Raw genomic sequence first — 25,701 nt, 5'->3', positions numbered from 1 at the left:
ACGCTGCCTGACCGGCCTGGGACCTATTGCATCCCGGCCTCCGAGGCGCCGGCTTCCTGGTCGGCATAGGTGGCCGCGATCTCTTTGAACTGGGTTTGCAACGCAACGAAGGCGTCGACGATGTCCGGATCGAAATGCTTGCCGGAACCTTCGCGAATCATGTCGACGGCATCATCGTGGCTATAGGGTTCCTTGTAGACGCGTCGACTGATCAAGGCATCGTAGACATCCGCCAATGCCATCAAGCGGCCGGCAATCGGTATCTCGTCGCCCTTGAGGCCCTTGGGATATCCTGAACCGTCCCATTTTTCATGGTGCGAGAGCACCATCGATCGGGCCAGTTCAAGAAAGTCGGTGGTGCCCAGTTCGTCTTCCGCACGCAGCAGCGCGTCATGACCATAGTCCGTGTGTTTCTTCATCAGCTCCCACTCATCGTCGTCGAGCTTGGCCGGTTTGAGCAGAATCCGGTCGGGCACACCGACCTTGCCGATGTCGTGCAGCGGCGCGGTCTTATACAGTAGCCGTATGTTGCGTGGATTCAGAAAGTGTTCGAAGCGCGGATGATCCTGCAGCTTTTCGGCCAGCACGCGCACATAGTTCTGCGTACGCAACAGGTGGCGGCCGGTCTCGTTGTCGCGCGCCTCGGCGAGTGATGCCATGCAGAAGATCGCAACATCTTTGGCCCGTTCCAACTCGGCGGTGCGCTCCTGCACCCGCTCTTCGAGGATCACGTTCTGCCGTTCCAGCTCCCGGCGCGCCCGCGCCAGTTCGAGATGCGTGGCCACGCGGGCACGTACAATCGGCGGGCTCATCGGTTTTGAGATGTAGTCGGTCGCACCGAGTTCGAATCCTCGCAACTCGTCGGCAACCTCACTCTTGACGGTGAGAAAGATCACCGGCACCTCGCTGACCGCCGGATTCTCTTTGAGGCGACGACAGACCTCGTAGCCATCCATGCCTTCCATCATGATATCGAGCAGGATCAGATCCGGCGGCGGATCCGACGCAGCACGGCGCAGCGCCTGCTCACCGTCTTTTGCGACCACGGTCTTGTAGTCGTCTTTGAGAAGATCGACCAAAACGTCGATATAAAACTTCTCATCGTCAACGATCAGAATCTTGGGTTTGCCGTTATCCATCTTGTTTTTCCAACAGGCTTTGCGAAACCGTCGACAAGACCGTGACGGCCTCGTCGAACTCATAACTCTCGATGAAAGCGATAATCTGCTCCAACTGCGTCCGAATTGCCGGGTCTGCAATGGCTCTATCCAACGCTCGAACCAGACGCACCGCTTCTGGATCTCCTTCGCTCAATGACTGCTCGAGCTGCCGGAGCAACGCGCCGACATCCTGCTCTTGTGCGTCGCCGGCTTCCGCGGCGGCATTCGCGACAGGTGGCTCGTCGGACGACCCAAGTCTAGTCAAACCGCCAAACAACCGCGTAAAGGCCTCACGAAAATCTTTCGGCAGGCTACCCGCCGCTTCGAGGCGTCCGTCCAACGCCATCTTCTCCAGGCATCGTGCCGCCTGTTGCAGCTCGCGGCCGCCGATATTGCCGGCGACCCCTTGCAGAGTGTGCGCTTCGCGCCGGACTTGCTCCATATCACCGGCGGTCACGGCCGTTTGCAGTTCCTCCAGGGCATTGCCGTGACTGCTGACGAACTCGCCCAACAGTCGTCGGAACAGCGCCCGATTACCCCCCACACGTTCCAGCCCCCAATCCACATCCAGGCCGGGCAACTGCCCGGGCAGGTCATCGGATGGATCCAAGGGCCGCGAGCTGGAAGCTTCACCGCGGACGAACGCCTGCTTGTCGCGCGATGCCGGCAGCCAGCGCTGCAGGGTAGCGAACAACACGGCCGGATCGATCGGCTTGGCGATGTGATCGTTCATGCCGGCATCGAGGCACCTTTCGCGCTCACCTGTCATTGCGTGCGCCGTCATCGCGACGATCGGCAGCTTGGCGAAGGCCGGCATCTCACGGATCTTCGCAGTCGCTTCATAGCCGTCCATCTCGGGCATCTGGATATCCATCAACACCAGATCGAAGGCATGCCGCTGCAACATCGCCAGCGCATCCTTGCCGTTGCGCGCCGTGCGGATCAGCAGCCCCATGTTCTCCAACAGCTCGCGCGCCACTTGCTGATTGATCAGGTTGTCTTCAACCAGCAGGATGTCGCCGGCAAGACGGTGCTGCATCGGGGAAGCCGCAGCGGGCTTGGGTGAGAAGGGGCCACGCACTTTGCCGCCCAGTGCCTTGATGACACTGTCGAACAATATCGAAGGATTGACCGGCTTGATCAGGAAGCCGTCCAGCCCGACGGCATCGGCTTGATGCATCACCTCTTCGCGCCCGTAAGCCGTCACCAGGATCACCGCCGGTGGGCGCTCGAGCATGGTGCCGAGCTTGATGCGCCGCGATGCCTCCATGCCGTCCATGCCGTTCATCCGCCAATCCATCAGGACCAGACTGTAGGGCTTGCGGTCCACACTTTCGGCACGGTGCAACATCTGCAGTGCGGTCTCGCCGTCGGCCGCGGTCGACACCTCAAACGTAAACGACGTCAGCATATCGCTGAGTATCTGCCGTGCTGCCGGGTTGTCGTCGACCACCAGCACGCGCAAACCGCGTAGATCCGGATCGGGAACCCAGCCGCGTTCTTCGTAAACGTTCGGCACACCCAGCGGCAACGTGAAACTGAACGTGCTGCCCTTACCCTGCGTGCTGGTCGCGGTCAGTTCACCTTTCATCAAGCCAACCAGGTGACGACAGATGCTCAGGCCCAGGCCGCTGCCGCCGTAGCGTCGCGTGGTCGATTCGTCGGCCTGGGTAAAGGCATCGAACAGGCGCGGCAGTTGCTCTTCGGGAATACCGATGCCGGTATCGCGCACCGAGAACCGCAATGTCACCTCGTCATCGACGCGCGACACCTGGGCCACCGACACGGTGATCTCACCCTGTTCGGTGAACTTGATGGCGTTGCCGACCAGGTTGATCAACACCTGACCGAGCCGTAAGGGATCGCCCACCAAGCCGTTGGGAACGGCCAGATCGCGATTGAAGAGGATCTCCAACCCTTTCTCCTCGGCCCGCATGACGGTCACGCCGGCGAGATTCTCCAACACCTCGTCGAGCGAGAACGGAATGCGCTCGACGTCGAGTTTGCCGGCCTCGATGCGCGAGAAATCGAGGATATCGTTGATCACGCCGAGCAAGGCATTGGCGGCCGAATGGATCTTGTCGAGATAACCACGCTGACGCGCCGACAACTCGGTCTGGCGCGCCAGGTGCGCAAAGCCCATGATCGCGTTCATCGGCGTGCGTATCTCGTGGCTCATGTTCGCCAGAAAATGGCTTTTGAAGCGGTTGGCCTTCTCCGCCTCGTGCTTGGCCTGCGCCAGGGCCGCCTTCTGCCGCCGCATCTGTGCAACCCACAGCAGCGTCAGCAACACCACAGCCGCCGCTACGCCGATCACCTGCCATAAGAGCGTGTAGTCGACACCGACGTCGTAACGTATCGCCAGCGACTCCTGGCGAATCTTGCGGCGCTCATTCTGATCGATTGCCGCCAGCGCCTTGTCGAGGATCCCGGTCAGCATCGGCCAGTCTTTGCGCACGCCGATGGCAAGCTCGTTGGAATAAGGCGTTGGCGCAGCGACCTTGAGGTTGCCCAACCCGTGTTTGTCGATCAGATAACTGCCCAGGGTCAGGTTACCGACGTAGGCATCGACCTCGCCGACGACCAGTGCGCGCAAGGCCTGCTCGGTGGTATCGACCGGCCACAGCTTGAGTTCCGGATGGTCACGTCGCAGGAACTCTTCGCTGACATAGCCTTTCTCGACCGCCACCCACTTGCCGGCAAGATCGGATACGCCCGAAACCAGCGGTGCATCCTTGCGCGTGAAAACGACGAATGGAAACACCAGGTAGGGCTTGGTGAACTCGAGGTATTCCCGACGCTCCGGCGATGGCGTCAGGGCCGGCAGCACATCGATCTCGGCGCGCTTGGCGCGGTCGATCACCGCTTGCCAGTCCAAATCGGGCACATGCTGCATCTCGACGTTGAGCATTTCCCCGATGCGACGCATGAACTCGGCCGATATCCCGCGGTACTGGCCGTCTTCGGCGACGAACTCGATCGGCTCCCATGCCGGGTCGATACCCAGCCGCAGTTCAGGGTGCTCGGCCAGCCATTGGCGTTCCTGGTCGCTCAGGTCGAGCCTGGGCGGCACATCGCCGGCCGTCGATGTCGCCATCGTGATCGGTACCCACTTGCGCATGATGCGCAACTTCTCGGTCTCGGGGATCGCCGCCAGCGCCTTGTCCATGATCGTCGCCAGCTCGGGCCAATCACTGCGCACCGCGAAGCGCTGACCGTCTTTGTGCAGCTCGTAAGGGCCGGCCACCTTGAGGTTGGTGATACCGTTCTTGCTGGAGAGGTAGACATTGATACCCAGTACGCCCACATAGGCGTCCGCCTTGCCGGTCGCGACTGCGCGCAGTCCGTCCAACGGCGTCGCCACCATCACCGGGTCCACGCCCGGGTACTCACGCAGCACACGTTGTCCCGATGAATAACCCTCGACCAAGGCCACGCGCCGTCCGATCAGATCGCGTGGATTGGTGATATCGCTGCTACCCACCTGGGTCATGATCACCAATGGTGTCGGGATGTAGACATCGGTGAAGTCGAGGAACGCCTCTCTGTCCTGGGTCTTGGTCGCCGTTGCGATCACATCGACAGTCCGCTCGCGTGACCCCGCGAGTATCTGCTGCCAGGTAAGATCGGGCACGGCGACGAATTCCACGTCCAGCATCTCACCGATATGTTCCAGGAAGTCGGATGCCACACCGCGGTATTCACCGTCGGATGCGCGGAAGCTGTAAGGCGCATAGGCCGTATCGATGCCGACGCGAATCTCGGCATGATCGGCAAGCCAGCTCTTTTCCTCAGCGGTCAGGCGCAGCCCCTGCGTGGTGCCAGCATCGCTGCGGCCCAACCAACGACGACGTATCGCGCGGTGCTCTTCCGGCGTGATGCTGGCGAGCGCCTTGTTCAACGCAGCCGTCAGGATCGGCCATTCCTTGCGCACCCCGAAACGCAGCTCGGACTTGCCCAGCTCCGGCACCGTCGCGATGGCGACCACGTTCTTCAGCTCGTTCTGATCGATCAGCCAGTTGGCCACCGCCGGTGTGCCGATGTAGGCGTCGGCCCGACCGAACGCCACGGCTTCGAGCGCGCGCTGTGTGTTGTCGACCACGGCAAGCCGGATGTCGGGATAGCGCACCGCCAGTTCTTCATGCAGATGAAAATCGCGTTCGACCGCGACGGTCATGCCGTCGAGATGCAACAGGCCCGAGATACGGTTTTCGTTATCGCGTGCGTACAGAAAATAGGGAACAGAATAATACGGGTGACTGAAGTCGAGGTACCGGTCGCGCTCCGACGATTTCGAAACCGCAGAAACGATGTCGAGATTGCCGCTGTAGGCCTGGTCCAGAATGCCGGACCAGTTCAGATCGGTGCGCTGCTCAACCTTGAGCCCAAGACGCGTGCTGACCAGCTTGAGATACTCGGCAGCGATACCCTGCATTTGGTCGTTGCCGTCGACGAACTCGATGGGCGGCCAGTTGGGATCGCTGCCGACGCGTACCGCGAAATGTTCACTCAGCCAGGCATGTTCGACCGGCGTCAGTCCGAGCTCCGGGTACTGCGCGAAATCGCCGTACATGTTGATCCAGCGCCGGCGTATCCGGCGTCGTTCATCGTCGGCGATCGCATTCAGGCCTTTTTGCAGTATCGAGGCAAGCAAGGGCTGGTCCTTGCGGCTGCCCATCGACAAGGTGCTGGCACGCCCGAACGTTCCGGCGATCCGCAGGTTGGTGATCTCCAGATTGTCGATCCAGTATCCCGCCACCCCGATACTGAGGATGGTCGCATCGGCTGCCCCTTCCGACACCAGGCGCAGCGCCGCTGCAATATCATCGACCTCAATGATTTCGGCATCCGGCACCTTGGCGTGAACCACGTTGTTCACCGAGTAGCCCTTCGGCAATGCCAGGGTCTTCAGTTTCAAGTCGTCCTCGCCGCGGATGTCATCACGCGAACCGCGCGTAATGATCACGCGGCGCGATACAAAGTAGGGCTCGGTGAAACTGAGAAAGGCCTCGCGCTGCGCGGTGCGATTGAGCAGCGGAAGAATATCGGCACGATGATCCTTGGCGGCCGCCTGCGACTCATCCCATCCGACGGTCGGCACCCGTTCGAAGCGCACCCCCAGCTTGCGCTCGAGCAGTCGCAGATAGTCGGCTGAGACGCCGCGGTATTGTCCACTTTCATCGACGAACTCATACGGCGCGAAGGTCGGGTCGATCGCGATCCGCAGCTCGCGATGTTCGTTCAACCAGGCGAGTTCGTCGTCGCTGAGTTGCACGCTGTCGTGACGCGGCAGGTAGATGCCGAAGTCGGCGCTCTCGCCCAGCCACTGATGCAGTATCGCTTCCATCTCCTGGCGGCTGATCGCACTCAGGCCGGCCTCGATCTCGTTCATCAGCGCCGCATTGCCTTTCGGCACCGCAGCGCGCAGAGACAACTGGAACAGGTCGCTCTTGATCGCCTTGAACTCGCCGCGCAGCCCGGCGCGCATCAGCGCAAGTTCAGTCGACGGCCGGTCGGCGACGAAGCCGGCGATCTTGCCATTGATGCAGGCATCGATCATGTCGCCGATGTTGGCGAAGGTCTTATGTTGCGCCTTGGGCAAGGAGCGCTCGAAGACGCCGTCGGGAGGCGGCCCGAGCACACCGATGGTGGCTTCGGCAAAATCATCTATGCCGCGCGTCTTGCCGTCGTCGAACAGGTAATAAAGCGTGCCGGGCGCACGCAGGTAGGGGCTGGAGAACGACAGCCATTCACTCCGCTCGGGCGACTGCAGTATCCCCACATGTACATCGGCCCTGCCCTGCTTGAGGTCGCTGAGCGATTGCGGAATATCGGTGAGCCGAAACTGAACCCGCCGCCCGGTCTTCTGCGACCACAGACGCCACAACTCGACACCGATGCCCGCCGGCTCACCTGCCTCGTTGAGCATCGTGAACGGCGGCAGGTTGCGGCTGCCTGCAATCGTCAACGCACCCGATGCGGCGAACGGCGTTGTGCCTTCCCAGCGCTGCTCCATTGCCTTGTGATCGTCGGCGCTCATGCCGCGAAAGCCGGCCTGGACCAGGGTAAACAATCCCTTATCATCGGCGCGCACCGCGGCACGGTATTGCACCTGATACAGCGGCCGCTCCAAGGTAGGCACGAACGCACCGGCCAGGCCGTTGGTGGTGGCGAAGTGGCGGTAGTCGGCCAACGGCGAAACGAACACCCTGACCTCGCCGTCCTTGGCGCCACGGTACAGCGACTCCAGATCGGGATAGACCGCTAGTGCAGCGCCCGGCAGGCGGCTTTCTATATAGCTTTGGGCGAAGCCCTTGACCACGCCGACCTGGAATCCGCGAAAGTCTTCGATACCCCGCACGCCCTGAACGGTGCGGTGAGAGAACACGAATGCCTCAACATCGATGGTCGGCACGGTCAGCGCCAGGCCTTGCATCCGCCCTTGCTGGACGACTAGGCCGGCGTGGGCATCGACTTCGCCGCGACGCAGCAAGTCGATCGACGCCTCGCGACCTGCGGCAACGAAATCGATACGGATGCCGGTCTTGCCGGACCACAGACGCCAGAAATCGATCAGACGGCCGGCCGGCTGCCCGGTGGACGATGTGTAACTGGCCGGCGCTTCGTCGGCGCTGTAAGCGATCGTGATGCGATCGGGAGCGGCACGCACTGCGGCACTTCCGGCCAAGAGCCAGCATAACGCAAGCACGATGCGCGAGAACGCAGCATGCGCGCCGAACAAGGAGCCGAATTTGCCGATCATGCCTTTTAGGTAGACTCCCCACTATCCTGTGGGTATTTCCCTAGTCCAACTGAGCTTAGCGGACGCCCGACGATCTAACCAGTTCACGGCAAAGGAATTTTTTTGAAGGCTCATTCATCTGCATCGGCCGCAGCGCATGGCGATGGCGACGGGCGATGTGAGGGCGAAAGGCGGCTGCCTGGACATCATTAACCTAACTTACCAAGTACCGCGGCAGTCCAGTTGAACAGAAAATCCCGTTCGTCTGACTACCTATGACTATAGAGTATCCTGGCGATACGACAGGGCACATCGCGCCGCCGGTGTCCGGAACGAGCAAAGCAACAGGCAAACCAGCCGCAAAGTCACGCTTTATGCCGCCGGTGGTTGCCGCGACATAACGTCCGCACCACCATCCCATGGACGATCCTGGTTTCTTCATATCGCCCGCAACGCGGATCGACCCCACAGAGTTGAGAATCAATCGCGGCAAGCCAAGGCGACTACCCGATCGCCTCGTTACAGCTCAGCGCGCTCAAATGCGCCATCGTTATGCGCGGCCGTGACCGTGCGCACAATTGCTGTGCATGCACCCCCGGTTCCCGCTTGTGGATGCAATACAGAAATCCGTAAATAGCGACTACCGCAGAGTTGGTTCAAATCTTGCCCTTGGCGGTACAAGGGTTAAACCAGAATTTTAAGAACGTCTACGAGGGTATCCATGGCCAAGACGACGAAGAAAGGCGCTACGAAAGCATCCGGCAGCGACACGATATCGGACGAAAAGAAGAAAGCGACAAAAAAGAAAACAACCAAAAAGAAAGCATCGGCGAAGAAAGCCGTCAGCAAGAAAAAAGCAGTTGCAAAAAAGTCGACTGCTAAAAAAGCAACGAGCAAGAAAGCCGCCAAAGTGTACGGCGCCATATCGTCGGCAGAGCGCCACCAGATGATCTCCGAAGCCGCCTACCTGCGCAGCGAGGCCCAGGGGTTCGCCGGTGACGGACGCCAGGATTGGCTGGACGCTGAAGCCGACGTGGATGCGCGCCTGGTCAAGGCGAAGATCAAGATCGTCGACTAACCTGAGCCAATAGAGGATAGCGCCGCGCAAGCGCGCGATTGAACGTGCACCGCTGTCACCGGCGGTGCCCGGATGGGTCGCGGCAAAGGAGGGATCGGGCATGAACCACAAAATGTCACAAGCTGATCGGCAATACGTCGACGATTTTCTGCACAGCCGTATCGATGCGGGGCTCTTCCGCCACCGGGAACACGTCAAGATCGCCTATTGTCTGTTGACCACCATGGATGCGAATGCCGTCTGGTTGACGATAAGACAGAGTCTGTTGGCGCTGCTGACGGCGGTGGGCGCGGACAAGACCAAATACCACGAGACATTGACGCGGGCGTGGGTACTCGCCATCGACCATTTCATGCGCAGCACCGAGCGCTGCAACAGTGCGGACGAATTTATCGAACGCAATCCACTGCTTCTGGATCAAGGCATCATGCTAAGCCACTACAGTAAGCAGTTACTCGAGTCCGAAACCGCACGCACCGAGTTTGTCGACCCCGACCTGGAGCCGATCCCACGCTATCGCAGCAAGCTCGCTTGAGCATGCTTGCCGCGTAGCGCGACGAGGCATAACGCGCCACCGCCATACGGCGCTCCGACCGAGAGGCGACACGCCATAGTGTCGTCAGTTGGGAAACCACAGGCAGGCTGTGGGGCGGCGACTACATCTTGATCTGCACCAGCCCGGTTTGGCTGTTTTGTTCTTCCGGCGTCTTGGCACGTACCGATAAGGCATGCAGTGCGCCACCCTTGATCTCGTCCTTGAACAGCGCAAGGATCGGTTTTTGCCGCTGCAGCGTATTCATGCCGGCGAAAGCTTCGCTGATAACATAGACCTCGAAGTTACAGTCCTCGCCGGCCACATCGATTACTGCATCAGGATAGAGCGTTCGGATACGCTCGACGATCTCGTCTTCTGTCATCGCCGTCTCCGTGGTCAGGCGTTCGAAGTGGCCGACTCAAGCATCGGCTGCAGTTCACCGCTGGCCATCATCGCCTCGACGATATCGCTGCCGCCGATGATCTCGCCGTTGATGAACAACTGCGGGAAGGTGGGAAAGTCCGACACCTCGGGCAACGCCTCCATGATCAGCGGCGACGCGAGTACATCGACAAAGGCGAAGGGATAACCACTTGCCTTCATCGCAGCAGCCGCCTTCGCAGAGAACCCGCAACGCGGTTCTTCCGGCGTACCCTTCATATAGAGAATGATCGGGTTTTCTTCGAGTTGCTTGCGTATCTTGTCGGTTGTCTTCATGCGATCGATTCCTGTGCCATGGCGGCATTGCCCGCAGGCATCTGCCGTGCATCATCGGATGCGCTGTCGCGCACCAGGGATTTGAGAAACTTGAGAACGGGGACGGTCGAACTGCTTTCCAGCGCGTCATAGCCGTCATGTGTGCGGATCGTCAGGTCGGCGCCGGCAGCGGCCAGCACCTGCAAAACGTCGAGCTTGCCGGTCGACGCGGCATAGACGCTGCACGTCACGCCATTGACATTGCGGTTGTCGATGTCGCTGCCATGCGCAATCAGCGCGCGCACCAAGACCACATCACCATTGACACAGGCAAACCACAATGCGCTGTGGTCATCGTCGTTGACTGCGCGCAGGTCGGCACCGGCCGCAAGCAACACATCGACCACCTCGCGCTTGCCCTGCAACGCCGCCAACATCAACGCCGACATGCCCGCATGAACGCGGCTGTTGAGATTGTTCGGATCGAAGCCGTTCGACAGCAGCCAATTGTTGGCCACACCCGGCATGCCGAGGCGCTTGGCCTGCCAGTTTTGCCAGGCCAGCCAACCGCCTTCGAGGTTGTACAGGCTGTTGAGGCCGAACTGGCCGAGGAAGTTACACAGATCGCGGCTCTGGTTGCCGTGGTAGCAATACACCAGCACCGTGGGATCGCTCTTGCGACGACGAACCAGGCCTTGGATCACGTCCTCACCATGCCCCACGGCATTGGCAAACTCCCCTTTCGCGCGACTGTCCGCATCACGCATGTCGATAACGACGACATCGCCGCCCGCCAACAATTCTTCCACCTGGTCGGGCTGAATATCCTGATAACTCAACGCAAACTCTCCGCTGCACAACTCGTCTATGCATCGGAGAAGAGCAAACATCGTTCCAAGCGGACCGAACGCGTTTTTCTACTGCTGCTACAGCGGGTTAGCGTCGCTCACCGCAGTCGATCGCGTGTCGCATAGCCAACAAAGGCGAAGGTGTTGCGACATCATCGACAACCCATGCCCGACATCGCGCCAGGTACCGTCTCAGCTGGCGGCATCGGCCGCGATCAGCACCTCGAACATCTCGATCTTGCCCTCGCCGGCGAACGCCTCTTTCGGCATAGGATTGCTGTGCGCCATCTTGAAGTCTTCGGAGCCGACCCAGCCTTCGAACGCCTGCTTGTCTTTCCAAGTGGTCTGCACAACGTACGGTGTGTCCGGTGCATCCGGCTTCAACACCTGCATGCGGACAAAGCCTGCCTGCTTGTCGATCTGTCCGGCACGGTTGCGAAAACGCTCCTCGAACATCTCTTCATAACCCGGTGCAACAGGAACACGGTTGGTCACGATATACATGGGCTCACTCCATCATCCAACTTACTCACGAAGCGCCGACCATATCGCAGGCATGGCCGATTCGGCCACCGCGCCAACCTCCCGAACCTGCGCAAGCGCACTGTGGTGTTTGTTCGCTTACCGACAATCGGACGCAGGCGACGCCGTCGTCTAACCGACAACGCAGCTTGCAGCGTCTAGCAAATCAACGAGATAGGCGTTGTGGATCACTGCTTGCATAGCATCGGCAATCACTCAAGCCGTACGACATGGGCCCGCATGAAACTGCAGATAGAGCGTTGCAACGTCGAGGCGATGATCGCCGAATTCCCCGACCTTTCCGGACTCAAAGAGCAACTACGCTTCGGCAACAAGGCCGAGATCCCCTTCGAGCAGCTGTCGTCGAACCAACTGGGTTTTCTGCGCAACCTATACGAACAGGCCGGACCGAATATGGCCGGGCGCGCGGCCCAGATCGCCGCACTACAACGTGCGGTCAACGATCCCGGCGAGCGTTACGACGAAGGTGGCCTCGAAGCCCTGGTACCCGACATCGCGGAGTTTCTGCTACGCAACGCGATCCGCGGCTGGCTGTTCAAGGCACATGCGAACGGCAAACCGATGGCTTATCTCGTCAGCCGCATCGATTTCACACCGCCCGGCGAAGAGGAGTCGGGGCGTATCCTGATCGACCTGAAGGCCAACAGCATGGCCAAACTCGCTACGGTCAACCTGATCATCAGGGAACGCGACATCATCGGTAAGACCGTGGCCGAGATCTTCGCGGCCAAAGGATTCTTTCACGAAACCGAAGAGCTCATCGATGCCTACAACCGGTCGGCAGACCGCTTCTTTGCCTGGCGGGCGGACTATGGTCGGCAGTTCTCCGGACGTGGTACGGGTTATTTCGCGGAAGACCCGACCGCGAACCGACGCAACACCGACTGGACACGCAAGAACGTCGTGGTGCTGTCTTCGGCCGGCGGTTGGGCGCGCATGGTGAATGACGAGGAAATTCTCACCGAGCGTACCCTGGCCCTCGATTCATCCGGCGATATCCTCGGTAAGTACCTGCGCCGCGCCGGCAAGAGCACACGCTTCAACGATCAGGTAGAGAACGCGACCGAAGCGCTGAACGGCGAGATTCCCAAAGGCCTGTTTACCGAGCTACCGGTACACGGCTACGTCCTGATGTTTCATCTCGAACTGCATCATCACCTGTGGGTGCATGTGGACGATATGCAGCCATACGAGTACGAGCCGGAACTCAAGGACAAGCTGATCCTGCCTCCCGAACAGACCGATCTCATCGACATCCTGACCGCCGAGATGGATATGCTGATGGACGACATCGTCGAAGGTAAATCCGGCGGGACCACGGTGCTATGCGCCGGCCCTGCCGGCGTCGGCAAGACACTGACAGCCGAGGTTTACTCCGAGATCATCAAACGTCCGCTGTACCGGGTGCATTCGGGCCAACTGGGCCTCAACGTGACCGAGATGGAGCAGGCGCTCAAAGACACCCTGACCCGGGCCCAGCGCTGGGGAGCCGTGATGCTGATCGACGAGGCGGATGTCTATATCAAACGGCGTGACGACAACATCGCCGCCAATGCCGTGGTCGGCGTGTTCTTGCGTGTGCTGGAATACTTCAACGGCCTGCTGTTCCTGACAACGAACCGGGTCAACGATATCGATGAAGCCATCGTGTCGCGCTGTATCGCGATGATCAAATACCACCCACCGGGCCTGGATGACCGCCGACGCATCTGGCGAGTCATGACCGAGCAGTTCCAGCTGCAACTGGCACCGGGTTTGATCGACACCTTGGCGGAGACCTTCGCCGAAGCCAGCGGACGCGACATCAAAGGCCTGACCAAGCTGGTTGCCAAGTACTGTCACCACAAGCAACTCGAGCCATCGCTCGAGGTATTCAAGCGTTGCAGCGTGTTCCGTGGCATGGATGTCTTCAGCTATGCCTGATCACGCATTGAAGCTGGCGGTCGCGAGCAAGGAAGGCAAGGCAATCAGCGAACACTTCGGCCATGCCAAGCAATTCTGGATCTACGAGGTTGCGGGAGACGACTGCCGTTTCGTCGAGAAGCGCGACGTCGAACACTATTGCCTGGGCAACCATTCGAGCAAAACGGCCATGGCGCAGATCCTGGAAACCATCAAGGACTGCCAGGCGGTTTTCGTTGCCAAGATCGGCGACGGGCCCACCGAAAAGCTCGCCGCCATCGGCGTCGACGCCGTTTCGCAGTATGCCTGGGAAGGGATCGAAGAGTCGCTGTTGGACTATGCACGCTCCACCAGTCCCCCGTCATCCTGAACATGGCGATGAAGTTCTACATGACGCCGGGCTCATGCAGCACCGGCATACATATCCTTCTGGAAGAGATCGGTCTCGTCTTCGAGGCACACATCATCGACCTGCTGGCTGGCGAGCAGGATCAAGCCTGGTATCGCCAGATCAATCCCAAAGGCACGATCCCGACGCTCGACACGGGTACCGGATTGATCCTAACGGACTACCAATCGATAGCCTGGTGGCTTGCCAGCCACCATCCACGCCGCCGTCTGTTGCCACTGGGCATCGACCAGCAGGCCAAAGCGCTGGAGTTGATGAGCTACGCAGTCAACACCCTGCACGGCCAGGGTTTCGCACGTATCTTTGTGCCCGCGAGTTTCGCAGCGTCGCCAGATCATCACGAAGAAGTTGAATCCAAAGGCCGCGACATCGTCACGACAGCATTTCAGGTTGTCGAGGCCTCCCTGGCGGAAAGCGGTTTCGCCTTCGAGGCTTTCAGTATTGCCGACGCATCGTTGTTCTACGTCGAATTCTGGGCAGACCGGGTCGGTCTTGAGCTACCGCCCAAGTGTAGGGGTCACTTCGAGCAGGTGCTGCGACGCCCGGCGGTACGCCAGGTCTTGAGCGAAGAAGGCTACGGGTCGATTTACTCGCGCTGATCGCCGGCCATCGAAGCCAGGATTTGGACCGCTACAGGGTGCCTCGCGGGACCAGGGGCAGCGCGGAGTTCGTTACCGCCCAGCGCACTTCGGTGCCGCCGCACGGCGCTTACCTGCAGCTTGGTGATCGGGCGGACACATCCGCAAAGTCTGTGCAGGTCAAGCATTCAAGTCCGCCCTCGGAACTCAGCGAAAACTGCGCCAGCACGGGCCTATGATTCGTGTAGAAAAGATGAGACTCGCAGTCACAATCCGTGCAACCGAAACCCGGTATCGGCTGCACGCGGTCGTCCTGGCCAAGGACGGTCGCCCACTGATGCTCCCGTCGACGCACGTCGTAGGTCAGCCAAACATTTACCAGCTTGGCGTATGCGCGCAGGTAATCAATATGCCAGTGCAGGGACTTCTCATTGCGACAGTGTCTGCCAACCCGGGCACGTACACCACCCGGCCCGAACGCACTGCCGACATAGAGATAGTAGCCGCGGTGCAGTCGCAGATCGCCCCATCGACCGACCTGTACGGATGCCGCAGCCCGGCAATGTAATACCAGAACATACGTGCCAGGGTCTGACGTCATGTTTGCCTCGGGTTATGACGTATCGTGAAATCTCGACACCGAGTATTGGACGTACCACATGTCTGGCGACGCATTGATCATCGATACAGATCTAATAGCGGCACACCGCCGCTTACGCAGCTCAACCTAAAGACTGCCCCGCTGACTTGCCAGACAGAGTCAGCTCAATGCCCGCTGGTACATGCATGCCTGTCCGCCCGGTGCCGCATACTCATGAAGTGGAGAATCGAAGTCGCCGATATGCACGAAACCCTGATGCTCGTAGAAACCGCTTGCGCCGGAGCTATTTGTCTCGACAACCACTGTCTCGACACCCGCAGCCCTACAATGCGACAAGAAATCGGACACCAGGCGCTTACCGTACCCTTTCCCCTGACGATCGCGTTTCACCACGAATAACACGATCTCGCTGCGCTTGCCCTTGACCACGCGAGACCTGTTCAAGCCGTGGTTATAGATTGCAGCAAGAAATGTTCTCTTGTGCTTGAAAGGCAGGCCTTTCAAGCAGAAAAGGCGCCCGAATATTGATAACGCAAACAGCGTGTTCCTCCTCACCCGACTCCCGGACTCGTTGTAACCGAACAAGAACCCAACGACCGCACCGTCTTCCTCGACCACGCGCCTGTAATTGCTTTCCAGCAGGGACCCGCGTGTATAGATCCTACGAGCCAGCCCGGCCAGCGATGGCGGTCGAAAGTTTCGGTCGAACTCCCAAGCCTCGTTGACCAAGGCTTCGCACGCCACGTAGTCCCTTTCGTCGTAGTCTCTTAGCACTTCACGTTGTGTCCTTGCCGCACTTGCGAATTTTCATTCAGCGTTGAGTATTGCGATAGCTACTATCCGGTGTGGCCAGAAGCAATCCAACGACTTGCTTCTACACAGCAGCAGGCTCGAAGCACCCGTCCGATGCACCCGGTTCTAGCAACCGCATGAGACGAGTTGCCCTTCCCTACCCTCCAGACCCTCAGTGGCATAGCCATCGCGTTTCCACCAATCAAGTCCACCCATCAACTCCTTCACGTCGAAACCCAGCTTAGCCATGTTGAGCGCACCCTTTGTCGAGGCATTGCAGCCAATGCCATCGCAATAGGTAACGTAGGTCACGCCCTTATCAAGATGCACCGTGGTCTCTTCGGTCATCGTTCGGTGGGGGATATTGATTGCTGACGGGATATGTTCGCGCTCGTATGCCTCTACCGAGCGTGCATCAATTACCGCTATGTTTGCTGAGCTTTGTAACGCCGCGAACAGGTCTGCAGAATCGGTTTCGAAACGCAGCTTGGCCGCATAAAAATCCACCTGATCGATCATTTTCGGTTCACCCTATGTGTCTAGCATCAGCGTCGGGGACTAATCGATTCGCAGGTCTCCGCAAGACGCGCGTCCCGGCGCGAACGGCGATCAAACTGAAGAAGTCACTCTACACACCAGATCGCGGCACGTGCTGTTGAGCCATTACACTCCGGTCCGGCATAAAGGATCAACTCTGAGAGCTTATTCTTCTGCAGATCCGACTTTCGAAGTGTCGGCACACCGCCCTTGCACCGGAAGATGTGATTCACTGCCAGCCACCCGCATGCTCGCGACAGATTCCGTGTGCCCCCCAAGAGGAACACGTCTGAGGCGTCAATGGCCCCGATTCCCCCTTCCATCTTCAACTTCGGCGAAACCGCTAGGCACCGAGCATCGACGCTCGCCGCGTGGCATCCGAAGCTAGTCAATCTGCACTCACTGAAGAATACAGAGTGCGGCATGAAGCGAATACGACAACCTGCGCAACCGGCCCGCTGTTCTCAAGTTGCATGAATGGATAGAGGAGTTGAGGAACGAGGCGATTTGTCACGCGGCCACGTCGACTGTATCGTTAGTGTTGACAGGGAACGTTGCAACGAAAGACCAAGGAATGGTTGATTGCGAATTCCTACGAAGCCCCGCTGACAAGGATGCCGGCGGGGCTTCGTCATGCCTGGCGTTCAAGCAGGCCATCCGTTTCTAAACACAAAACCAGCACATAGAGATATTTGCGGCACCATGACCAAGCCATGTGTGACAAGTTCCGAACCACCTGCCAGTCGGGCGGTTGCGGGGTTATCCGGAGCGTTTTGTTTAGGCCGGAACGGAATGCAAGGACGACCATTCCATCCTACGTTTGCCCCTCCACCCAATACTACGAACCACCGGGCACGCGCTCGTCGCAGCGCGATCTACCGGGAAGCAAGGCGACTTATAGGCCTCCCGGCACAAGATTCCCGAGCCCGAAGACTCATCCTCTTTCTTGTCGTTTGCCGAAGTATCTCAAGCACGATAAGGCGCAGAAGCCCTGATATCAGAATCCAGGGAGAACAGCGTTCAAAAATCAAGCGATCACTTGTCAACGCAGCTTAGCTCAAACCATTCCGAACCAAGTACTTTGACCGTGAAGACCCTTCGGGCGAATCAGCGGCCGCCGTGTGGAGACACCTATCATTTGAATGGCTTTTCAGCCAACAAGACAGACCTCCATGCATCGTTGTTGCACTTCAGCATTATCTTTGCCAAACGGCATCTCTAAGGGCGATCTTTGGACAGCAATGACGTAGGCAAGCGTCACGAGACATCGCGCACCAAGCGCCCAAGCGAACCCATCCAGCGGGAAGATCACCCTGCCTTACCGGTGACATGCAATCAGCTCTTAGCACCAAATTCATTGATGTTCAGTGAAAAGCCTTTCCCGTCTGTCGCCACTAACCCGATTGCTTGCTCATATTTGTAAACGATATCTTCGAGCACAACCGTACGATCGATTAAGTTAACAATGTAGCCGGATTCTGATAGATCGATCACCGTCACGCGCTTTTCAGCCTTCTTGGTGAACACGCCGGTTTTCTGGTCATAAACAAACACGTATCCCTCGATACGACATACCGCACTCTCCGTCGCAAGCACCTCTCCGACAAAATGACGACGACCAGAGTTCTCGTACAAAGCCCTGTAAATAACGTGAACATATTCACCGATTTCAACTATCATTGTGTTTCCTCGCCAATCTACCGAACGCTTTTCGCACCCAGATGGCGTGGCTCTCATTCTGATGATCCAGCACGCTTGTATGCCTTCTCACCTGCGATTGCATTGACCGTACCCCTGAGAGTGAGCCACGTTTGATGTGGGAGTCTGAGCATATCAGGCCACTTCCTGAGCGAACACGGCTGGTGGTTTCTTGCCCAGTGATCGGTGTGGCCCGATATCGTTGTAGTGGTCTCGCCAGGCATCGATCGTTTCGCGCGCGTCCTCCAAGCTAGCGAACCAATTCAGATCGAGACAGTAGTCTCGGAACTTGCCGTTGAAGCTCTCGACGAACGCGTTCTGGGTGGGCCTGCCGGGTTGAATGAAATGCGGCGTCACCTTGGCACGCTTCGCCCAAAAGAACATTGCCTTTGACGTGAACTCTGGGCCATTGTCGACAACGATGGTTTTCGGTAACGGCCTGCTCAGCTGATCAAGAGCACGAGCAACCCGGTGTCCGGAGATCGATGTGTCGACGATCTGCAGTACGCACTCTCGGGAGTAATCGTCGACGACGTTGAGGACGCGGAAGCGCCGCCCATTGGCTAGCTGATCCGAGACGAAATCCATCGACCAGCGCTGATTAACCTTGTCTGGTACCAGCATCGGCACACGCGGCCTCGTCAGCTTCTTACGGCGCTTGGTGCGCACCTGCAGCCCTTCTTCGCGGTAGATCCGGTAGGTCCGTTTGTGATTCATCACGTGACCGGCGGCCCTCAGCATGTCATGCAGCGTCGGGTAACCATAGCGAGGGTATTGCTCGGCCAACATCTTGAGCCTCTCGCGCAGGCCCGTATCATCGCAACCTTTCAGCGGCGACCAGATGGCAGAACGGCTAAAACCGACGACACGGCAAGCACGACGTTCACTGAAACGGCGATCCTTGAGGTGTTCTACGGCCCGTCGCCGTTGCGCAGCCGTCACCACTTTCCCTCCACCAACTCCTTGAGCGCGGCTTTGTCGAGCTCAGCCTCAGCCAGCAGGCGCTTGAGCTTGGCATTCTCCTGCTCAAGGTCCCGCAGCCGCTTGGCTTCCGAGACCTCCATGCCGCCGTACTTCGATTTCCAGCGGTAGATCGTGTTCTCCACGATCCCGTGGCGACGGGCCAGGTCTGGCACTGAGGCTCCGGCCTGGTGCTCCTTGAGGATCGAGATAATCTGTTCTTCTGTGTAGCGCTTGCGCTTCATCTTGGGACCTCCTTGGGGTCAAAATACAAGGAAATCCCACACCACGCATGGCTCGGATTACGGGGGTACGGTCAACACCGATCTCATTTCGCTATCGAGCGGCGCGCTTCGATGAGGACTAGCACTGCACCGGCAATTCCGCCGCTGCGCTCGGCCGAGTGCGCCGTAGTTTCCGCAACTGCCTTGATTGCAAGAAACACAATTTTCTTCTGCACCTAACGCCCAGTTAAGCGGCGGCCAGTGCGGAGCGCCGTTTGCGCAACGATGGCGAAGCCATGCGCAAAACGGCGCGGAGTGCTGGGCGTCCGAGTGAGCGCAGCGAACGGCTTGAACGACTTGTTAGGTGTTGCCTCATAGTCGGATGTGCCTTGACACCTTAGCTTGAAGCAACCGAATCAGCTCTGGCTGCATTCGCTCGTAGTTATCGGGAATATCAAGAACCACCAGTTTCTTGCCCTTCAGCAACTCTTTGTACTTCTTCGACACCTTATTTCGATGAGCCTTTTCCATTACCAAAACGATATCTGCCCATTCAACCGAATCGCCACTTAGTGGTGTTTCTGCGTCTGCATTTGTTCCAGCGGACAGAGCTTTGATGCCGTCATATTTTGAGAACACTTCTTCCGCCGTAGGGCTACGTAACCGGCACTCGCTACAGACAAACAGAAGATGTTGCATTTTCCCTTTATTCACCTAACGCCAGGTTAAGCGGCAGTCAGCACGGAGCGCTTGCTCGGGCAAAATGGCGTAGCCATGCCTGAGCAAGTGCGGAGTGCTGAATGTCCGAGTGAGCATAGCGAACGGCTTGAACGACTTGTTAGGTATCGCTCTCCCTGTACTCACTGATCACCTCTATAAGCCCCACAATATTTTTGTTCAGTTCTTCAAGCTCTTCTGCAGGAACCCACCATTCTGTGTGGTGCGACGCTCCAACTTGTTCGATGCTGTACCGATCCATGAAAGCCTTGCGTACTTCGAAACGAGTTACGTAACCCACTTTGCTATCCGCCATGTTCCATTTTGTTGCAATTTCTTTTGCGTACCGCTCATTCGTTACCGGATAGAAGATAGGCTGCTCGGGAAGCCTGGGCGGCCATTTTCGATACCCGCTATCCGATACGAGCTTCAACTCCTCAGGACCTGTGGGACGGTACAGGGTAATAGTTTCCTCGCTCATTCTTCTTCCTTATTCTTGTTTTGCCTAACGCTCAGTTAAGCGGCGCTTTGCGCGGAGCGCCAGCTGCGCAACAATGCCGAAGGCATGCGCAGCGGGTACGGAGTGCAAAGCGTCCGAGCGAGCATAGCGAGCGGCTTGAACGACTTGTTATGCATTTTTCGCCGCATGAACGAGCAGCGAATCTGTGTAAGAGTACCCGTAGCCGTACCCAAAGCCAGCACCACCCTCCACCGCTTCGGTGCTGCCTAAAATCCGGGGCGAACTACGTATACCTTCAGCTTGGTACTGGTAGTGATACGCCCCTGATGTGAGTGGCGTTATGGACTTCACTGCGTACCCATCGTGATTCAATGAGCTAACCGCTTTCTGTAGATCGTTGGCCAACCTTTCGCCATCTATCTCGCAATCAGACCAACCAGTTTGCTGCCACCTTTTTTCTTTTCGCGTTACTTCCTTATCGCCACCAAATAGCCCCTTCTTTGTTTCTCCAGTGGGCACTTTTACCGTGACCTCCTTTCCGACCGGTAGAAAATAGGCTTTTACGTAGATGATTTTTTCCATTTCGCATTTCCTTATCGAATTGATTTGCATAACGCCCAGTTAAGCGGCGCTCTGCGCGGAGCGCCTGTTGCGCAACGATGCCGAAGGCATGCGCAGCAGGTGCGGAGTGCAAAGCGTCCGAGCGAGCTTAGCGAGCGGCTTGAACGCCTTGTTAGATGCCGCGAATTCATATAGTAACTGCAACGCTCCCAGAAATAAGCGAGGTGACCTGGGATACTGACTGCTTCTCTGAACCGGCAAGTAAAGGGAATCAGCCATGATGTATCACCAGCTCACCTCTGGAGAGAGGTATATGCTCTCTGCGCTGCGTAAGCAAGGCCTGTCACAAGCGCACATTGCCCGACAGCTCGGCAGATCGCCCAGCACCATCTCCCGAGAACTGCGGCGTAATGCTTGTCCCAACGATGGACATTACCGGCCTTTCAGGGCCGATGGCCGAAGCCGCCATCGCCGCTCGCACTCTCGACGCAACACCCAGTTCAATGCCGACCACTTCGCCATTGTTCATCGCTACCTGTGCCAGCGCTGGAGTCCTGAACAAATTGCCGGCTTCCTGCGCCGTCACTGCATCCTCTTGATCAGCCACGAAACCATCTATAAGCACATCTGGGCCAACAGGGCCGCGGGTGGCACGCTGTACCGACACCTTCGCGGCGCTTCTAAGCACCGACGTAAGCGCTACCGTGCCTACGATAGCCGCGGTCGCCTGGCGGGCAAACGCCACATCAGTGAACGACCGGCTAGCGTCGAGGCAAGGCGCACCATCGGTCACTGGGAGATCGATACCGTCATGGGTCACGACACCAAGGATTGCATCGTTACCCTGGTCGAGCGCAAAACCGGCTACCTCATCATCGGCAAACTCAAAGACCGGACCAAAGAGGCCTTGAACCGCTGTGTAATACCCCTCATCGATGCGCACGGCTACCACATGAAAACCATCACCGCCGATAACGGTACTGAATTCCACGGTTACCGCGATATCGAGAAGACAACAGGCGTCCGTTTCTACTTTGCAACACCTCACCACTCTTGGGAGCGCGGCACCAATGAAAACACCAACGGCCTCATTCGCCAGTATCTACCGAAGCAAACCAGCATGGCCGGTCTCACTCAGCAGCAGTGCAACGACATCGCCTTGCAAATCAACGCTAGACCGAGAAAACGACATGGCTATCGCACCCCGGAGGAACTTTTCGATGGCATCGCCTGATCGTTGCACTTTAAACTTGATACTAGGTGCCCTACACTGTTGACACATAGTAGATTGCCATTTTCCTATTAGCGAACACCACAAGATAGTGCTCTCGACCATTAGCCCCCACCCCTAGGTAGTAGAGTGCGGAGCTGCCGACTTGTAGTTTCAGGTTTTCAAATTTTCTTGCCAGGTACTCAGGGACGTGTGACATGCCATCAGCTTCTGCATCGTAAGGCCCCAACTGCAATCTCTCCAACCACAACTGCGCTTCATTGATGCTGATATCTAACAGCCACGAATATTCAGATTTGAAAAGGTTATCGACAACCTTCGAATCGAAATCAAGGACTTCGATACTCAGCGCTGGCTCGCCAAAAGCGAGTTCGCTAAAACGCGGACTCGCGAAATAGTAAGCGACCAACGCTGCGAGCGCAGCTGCGATGAAAACGTTTTTAAGCACGGGGCCCTGTTTCACCGTATAGCATCTAACGCCAAGGTAAGCGGCATTCAGCATGGAGTGCTTGCTCGGGGGAAAATGGCGAAGCCAAACCCGAGCAAGTGCGGAGTGCTGAATGTCCGAGTGAGCGTAGCGAACGGCTTGACCAACTTGTTAGCCTTCTACGGGAACTCGCGAGAGAACGCGGGCAAACCTAGCTTTTGCGACAATGCTTCAAACTCCTCGGCCGTAAACGGCCCTTCGGTAATCTCTTGGCCATTGAGCTTCGCTCCATCATTGAACTTTGCGATGTAGTAGTACAAAGTTGTTTTTGCGCCTGGGCTTTGTTGTTTTGCAACTACGTACCTATCATTACTCCCAACCGCTATGATCTCAGGATCTACTCGACCAAGTAGGCCACCATCTCCCAGGCTGAAAAAGAGCGATCTGTTGCTTTCGACGTCAATCCACACTACCTCATAGGGCGGATCACTCCATTCGGTACTACTTTCGCAGGCAGATAACGCCAAAGCTGCAATCAACGCCAAATACTTCATGTCCGTTCTTCAGGCTAACGCCCAGTTAAGCGGCGCTTTGCGCGGAGCGCTTGCTGCGCAACAATGCCGAAGGCATGCGCAGCAGGTGCGGAGTGCAAAGCGTCCGAGCGAGCATAGCGAGCGGCTTGAACGCCTTGTTAGGCGCGTACCGGATTCTTCGCTTCACCTCAGCCCTCTGACACTTTGTAGTTTCTTCGCACATTCACAGCAACTCTCCCCCAGCGAGAAGCCCTTACCCTATCCTGATGCACCTCGAAAGCTTGCCTGCTCGTAAACTCTTCGTAGACGCGAAACCGCGAGCTATTTTCTGCATCTCTATCCACCCGAAACACGAGGCAGCCTTCTTCTCTTCGCGTTAACTCGATGTGTTTCGGCAGCTCATTAAGTACTTCTTCTAGATCGTTCTCCGGTACATCGATAATTCCCTCTAATACGACCTTTGCCATGACCTGACCTCTATGAACGCCTAACGCCCAGTTAAGCGGCGTTTAGCACGGAGCGCCTGCTCGGGAAACGATGGCGAAGCCATACCCGAGCAGGTGCGGAGTGCTGAACGTCCGAGTGAGCGTTAGCGAGCGGCTTGACCGACTTGTTAGATGCTTTTGGAAATGCGTTAACTCGGAAGCCAAAAAGCGTTTGCTGCTCGGAGCACAACGAATGCTCGCATGCTTGGCATTGAGCACGGCCGCGAAATGGCCGCGCTCGACGATTGGCACTGACGTTCCTATTGGCACAGCGAAACAACCTCCATATTCAAAATCTCGCAAGCGCTCGCTAATTATGGGCCACGGGCTATCAGCATACACCGCAACCACGTACCGCGAATAATCGCTGACCGACAAAGAAAGCGGCCTCGAATCGCTCACTTTAGCCGCTACTGCGGGATAACGAAACTCGCTCGCTACACAGCAGCCAATTTACTGGCACGGGCTTGCCAGCATTCATTTTCTTTTGCGCGCATCTAACGCCTAGGTAAGCGGCATTCAGTACGGAGCGCTTGCTCGGGAAACAATGGCGAAGCCATGCCCGAGCAGGTGCGGAGTACTGAATGTCCGAGCGAGCCGCAGGCGAGCGGCTTGACCGACTTGTTATAACCAAACATCTTTGGCTTCCAGCGCCATGAATTCTTGCCATACCTCATTGGGCTTCCATTCCTCCAGCACGACTTTTCTCGCTTCTTCTTCATCCATGCGCCGGACCAATCGAAAATATTGATACAGGAAGGCGGACACCCGGTAGTTCACGACACAGTGAACCCAACATTTTCTTGACTCGAATGCCTGCATAAGAGCGAAAAATGATCTCAGATGCTCGACGGTAGGCGCTTCGAACGGTACGGCGAGGTGTACGTATGCCATTTTTCTGGCCGTTACTATGTAGCCCTCTTCGGGTATCGCGTTTTCTGAGTTCGGCATCGCAAGATTGATGACCACTTCGAAACCTGCTACAGCAACTTCTTTGAACTGCATTTCGTGGGGCTGGCCAGACGATGCCAATCGTTCCGATATCTCTCTGTAGTTTGTTATCTCTTCGAGACTCATTGGTTATAACGCCCAGTTAAGCGGCGGCCAGCATGGAGCGCCGTTTGCGTGAAGATGGCGAAGCCACACGCAACACGGCGTGGAGTGCTGGGCGTCCGAGCGAGGATAGCGAGCGGCTTGAACGCCTTGTTAGCGCAAATACGCAGAAACAGCATAATTTTCTCCGTTCTTTGAAAACACCCTAGGCGTTTTCAAACCCTCTCCGTTCCAGGTGTAGCCATTGTAGGTGTACTCGTATCGGCTAATAGCACGACCCGCATAATCGAAGCTAACCTCGCATCTCCAATCCCAGTACCCACCGAGCCATTTCGCTCCTTCGACTCCGTGTTGCGTGAGCGCGGAAGGCGCTGGCGGCTTATGTTCCAGAGGGCAATCCCATTTTGGGCTATATGCCCAATACACGTAGGCCCCGACATTCTCATGATAGGCATCTATCCATTTATCAGACACAAATGGATCGAGGGCTTTGATTGCGGCTACCTGCTCCTCAGTAGGCTTAAGCACAAACAATTTCTCATTCGCCACTGATACCGTAGTAATAACGCCGGGCTTCAATTCTGGTAACTCGATTAAGATGATTGATTCGTTCTCCGCTCTGTCCGACAGACGCAAAGCAGCAGAAAAAACGTAGGCCACATACACGAAGCCAACGAGCACCATCCCGCCAACGGCTATGGATAAAAATTTCCTTCGTTTCATTGAGAAGCGCTAACGCCCAGTTAAGCGGCGCTTTGCGCGGAGCGCCCGCTGCGCAACGATGCCGAAGGCATGCGCAGCAGGTGCGGAGTGCAAAGCGTCCGAGCGAGCATAGCGAGCGGCTTGAACGCCTTGTTAGGCATTTTTCGAAACCTCCAAGTTGGTGATGTCGGGCACCTGCCTTATACACCGTTCGATAAGGGCCAAGAGA

At 57.5% G+C, this 25,701-nt stretch carries 26 protein-coding genes; 6 read left to right on the top strand and 20 right to left on the bottom strand.

The annotated features are described in order from the left end of the window. Positions 1-23: 23 nt before the first annotated feature. The 3 genes from B1781_RS05100 to B1781_RS23120 all read right to left on the bottom strand — a co-directional run bounded on the left by B1781_RS05100 (position 24) and on the right by B1781_RS23120 (position 8,826). Positions 24-1,139, bottom strand: coding sequence for an HD-GYP domain-containing protein (locus tag B1781_RS05100; protein ID WP_078118625.1), 1,116 nt, complete (start codon positions 1,137-1,139; stop codon positions 24-26). Beyond that, positions 1,132-7,923 carry a transporter substrate-binding domain-containing protein gene (locus tag B1781_RS05095; RefSeq protein WP_078118624.1) on the bottom strand — a complete coding sequence of 2,264 codons (6,792 nt, stop codon included), beginning with the start codon at positions 7,921-7,923 and terminating at the stop codon, positions 1,132-1,134. Before B1781_RS05095 ends, B1781_RS05100 begins: the two co-directional genes overlap by 8 nt. 663 nt (positions 7,924-8,586) lie before the next feature. Continuing rightward, entirely contained in the window at positions 8,587-8,826 is a 240-nt protein-coding gene (locus B1781_RS23120; protein ID WP_164513259.1) for a hypothetical protein, read from the bottom strand. Positions 8,827-8,848: 22 nt separating this feature from the next. Between B1781_RS23120 and B1781_RS23115 the strand changes: the two genes are divergently transcribed. After that, entirely contained in the window at positions 8,849-8,980 is a 132-nt protein-coding gene (locus B1781_RS23115; RefSeq protein WP_164513258.1) for a DUF2934 domain-containing protein, read from the top strand. Positions 8,981-9,080: 100 nt separating this feature from the next. After that, positions 9,081-9,515, top strand: a complete 435-nt coding sequence (locus tag B1781_RS05085) for a hypothetical protein (protein ID WP_078118622.1) — start codon at positions 9,081-9,083, stop codon at positions 9,513-9,515. Between the two features lie 121 nt (positions 9,516-9,636). Here the strand turns inward: B1781_RS05085 and B1781_RS05080 are convergent, their stop codons facing one another. The 4 genes from B1781_RS05080 to B1781_RS05065 all read right to left on the bottom strand — a co-directional run bounded on the left by B1781_RS05080 (position 9,637) and on the right by B1781_RS05065 (position 11,563). Continuing rightward, the gene (locus tag B1781_RS05080; RefSeq protein ID WP_078118621.1) at positions 9,637-9,897 is read right to left on the bottom strand and encodes a BolA family protein; all 261 of its coding nucleotides are present in this window, start codon (positions 9,895-9,897) and stop codon (positions 9,637-9,639) included. 14 nt (positions 9,898-9,911) lie between these two features. Next, complete coding sequence (grxD, locus tag B1781_RS05075; protein ID WP_078118620.1) at positions 9,912-10,232, bottom strand: Grx4 family monothiol glutaredoxin; 321 nt, start codon at positions 10,230-10,232, stop codon at positions 9,912-9,914. Continuing rightward, positions 10,229-11,050 carry an ankyrin repeat domain-containing protein gene (locus B1781_RS05070; RefSeq protein ID WP_164513257.1) on the bottom strand — a complete coding sequence of 274 codons (822 nt, stop codon included), beginning with the start codon at positions 11,048-11,050 and terminating at the stop codon, positions 10,229-10,231. The genes grxD and B1781_RS05070 overlap by 4 nt, the downstream gene beginning before the upstream one ends. A 201-nt stretch (positions 11,051-11,251) precedes the next feature. Then, on the bottom strand, positions 11,252-11,563 hold the full coding sequence (locus B1781_RS05065; protein WP_078118618.1) for an antibiotic biosynthesis monooxygenase family protein: 312 nt from the start codon (positions 11,561-11,563) through the stop codon (positions 11,252-11,254). Positions 11,564-11,821: 258 nt separating this feature from the next. Here B1781_RS05065 and B1781_RS05060 point away from each other — a divergent pair, with 258 nt between their 5' ends. Genes B1781_RS05060 through B1781_RS05050 form a run of 3 tightly spaced genes read left to right on the top strand, consistent with a single transcriptional unit; the run spans position 11,822 to position 14,512 of the window. Continuing rightward, positions 11,822-13,525, top strand: coding sequence for an AAA family ATPase (locus B1781_RS05060; RefSeq protein WP_078118617.1), 1,704 nt, complete (start codon positions 11,822-11,824; stop codon positions 13,523-13,525). Continuing rightward, entirely contained in the window at positions 13,518-13,874 is a 357-nt protein-coding gene (locus tag B1781_RS05055; RefSeq protein ID WP_078118616.1) for a NifB/NifX family molybdenum-iron cluster-binding protein, read from the top strand. Before B1781_RS05060 ends, B1781_RS05055 begins: the two co-directional genes overlap by 8 nt. 8 nt (positions 13,875-13,882) lie before the next feature. Continuing rightward, complete coding sequence (locus tag B1781_RS05050; protein ID WP_078121929.1) at positions 13,883-14,512, top strand: glutathione S-transferase family protein; 630 nt, start codon at positions 13,883-13,885, stop codon at positions 14,510-14,512. Between the two features lie 109 nt (positions 14,513-14,621). Here the strand turns inward: B1781_RS05050 and B1781_RS05045 are convergent, their stop codons facing one another. From B1781_RS05045 to B1781_RS05005, 8 genes are all read right to left on the bottom strand, one after another. Then, on the bottom strand, positions 14,622-15,092 hold the full coding sequence (locus B1781_RS05045) for a GIY-YIG nuclease family protein (RefSeq protein WP_078118615.1): 471 nt from the start codon (positions 15,090-15,092) through the stop codon (positions 14,622-14,624). Positions 15,093-15,251: 159 nt separating this feature from the next. Next, positions 15,252-15,836: a GNAT family N-acetyltransferase gene (locus tag B1781_RS05040; RefSeq protein ID WP_334223979.1), complete on the bottom strand. Its 585-nt coding sequence runs from the start codon at positions 15,834-15,836 to the stop codon at positions 15,252-15,254. A 174-nt stretch (positions 15,837-16,010) separates the two neighbouring features. Continuing rightward, a complete protein-coding gene (locus B1781_RS05035; RefSeq protein WP_078118613.1) occupies positions 16,011-16,403 on the bottom strand; it encodes a rhodanese-like domain-containing protein in 393 nt (130 codons plus the stop codon). Positions 16,404-17,756: 1,353 nt separating this feature from the next. Continuing rightward, positions 17,757-18,101, bottom strand: a complete 345-nt coding sequence (locus B1781_RS05025; protein ID WP_078118611.1) for a hypothetical protein — start codon at positions 18,099-18,101, stop codon at positions 17,757-17,759. Between the two features lie 153 nt (positions 18,102-18,254). Then, a protein-coding gene (locus B1781_RS05020; protein ID WP_125931932.1) for an IS3 family transposase occupies positions 18,255-19,324 on the bottom strand; the annotation gives its coding sequence in 2 pieces (ribosomal slippage) (positions 18,255-19,069 and positions 19,069-19,324; 1,071 coding nt in all). A 351-nt stretch (positions 19,325-19,675) separates the two neighbouring features. After that, a complete protein-coding gene (locus B1781_RS05015) occupies positions 19,676-20,002 on the bottom strand; it encodes a low molecular weight protein tyrosine phosphatase family protein (protein ID WP_078118610.1) in 327 nt (108 codons plus the stop codon). A gap of 139 nt (positions 20,003-20,141) precedes the next feature. Beyond that, positions 20,142-20,501 (bottom strand): hypothetical protein, encoded by a 360-nt coding sequence (locus B1781_RS05010; RefSeq protein ID WP_078118609.1) that lies wholly within the window; start codon positions 20,499-20,501, stop codon positions 20,142-20,144. Between the two features lie 147 nt (positions 20,502-20,648). After that, entirely contained in the window at positions 20,649-21,062 is a 414-nt protein-coding gene (locus tag B1781_RS05005) for a hypothetical protein (RefSeq protein ID WP_078118608.1), read from the bottom strand. A 256-nt stretch (positions 21,063-21,318) separates the two neighbouring features. Here B1781_RS05005 and B1781_RS05000 point away from each other — a divergent pair, with 256 nt between their 5' ends. Continuing rightward, positions 21,319-22,275, top strand: coding sequence for an IS30 family transposase (locus tag B1781_RS05000; protein ID WP_078118607.1), 957 nt, complete (start codon positions 21,319-21,321; stop codon positions 22,273-22,275). A 31-nt stretch (positions 22,276-22,306) separates the two neighbouring features. On the opposite strand, the gene B1781_RS04995 is transcribed toward B1781_RS05000, so the two are convergent. The 5 genes from B1781_RS04995 to B1781_RS04975 form a co-directional block, all read right to left on the bottom strand. Beyond that, the gene (locus B1781_RS04995; protein ID WP_078118606.1) at positions 22,307-22,774 is read right to left on the bottom strand and encodes a hypothetical protein; all 468 of its coding nucleotides are present in this window, start codon (positions 22,772-22,774) and stop codon (positions 22,307-22,309) included. A gap of 104 nt (positions 22,775-22,878) precedes the next feature. Further along, positions 22,879-23,253 carry a hypothetical protein gene (locus B1781_RS04990; protein WP_078118605.1) on the bottom strand — a complete coding sequence of 125 codons (375 nt, stop codon included), beginning with the start codon at positions 23,251-23,253 and terminating at the stop codon, positions 22,879-22,881. Positions 23,254-23,420: 167 nt separating this feature from the next. Next, positions 23,421-23,699 carry a putative quinol monooxygenase gene (locus tag B1781_RS04985; RefSeq protein ID WP_078118604.1) on the bottom strand — a complete coding sequence of 93 codons (279 nt, stop codon included), beginning with the start codon at positions 23,697-23,699 and terminating at the stop codon, positions 23,421-23,423. Between the two features lie 642 nt (positions 23,700-24,341). Beyond that, positions 24,342-24,794 (bottom strand): protein tyrosine phosphatase family protein, encoded by a 453-nt coding sequence (locus B1781_RS04980; RefSeq protein WP_078118603.1) that lies wholly within the window; start codon positions 24,792-24,794, stop codon positions 24,342-24,344. Between the two features lie 129 nt (positions 24,795-24,923). Continuing rightward, the gene (locus B1781_RS04975; protein ID WP_125931931.1) at positions 24,924-25,493 is read right to left on the bottom strand and encodes a hypothetical protein; all 570 of its coding nucleotides are present in this window, start codon (positions 25,491-25,493) and stop codon (positions 24,924-24,926) included. Positions 25,494-25,701 lie beyond the last annotated feature (208 nt).

The organism is Thiosocius teredinicola (assembly GCF_002009425.1).
In the GTDB taxonomy this organism is placed as follows: domain Bacteria; phylum Pseudomonadota; class Gammaproteobacteria; order Chromatiales; family Chromatiaceae; genus Thiosocius; species Thiosocius teredinicola.
This window is presented reverse-complemented; position numbering and strand designations above follow the sequence as displayed.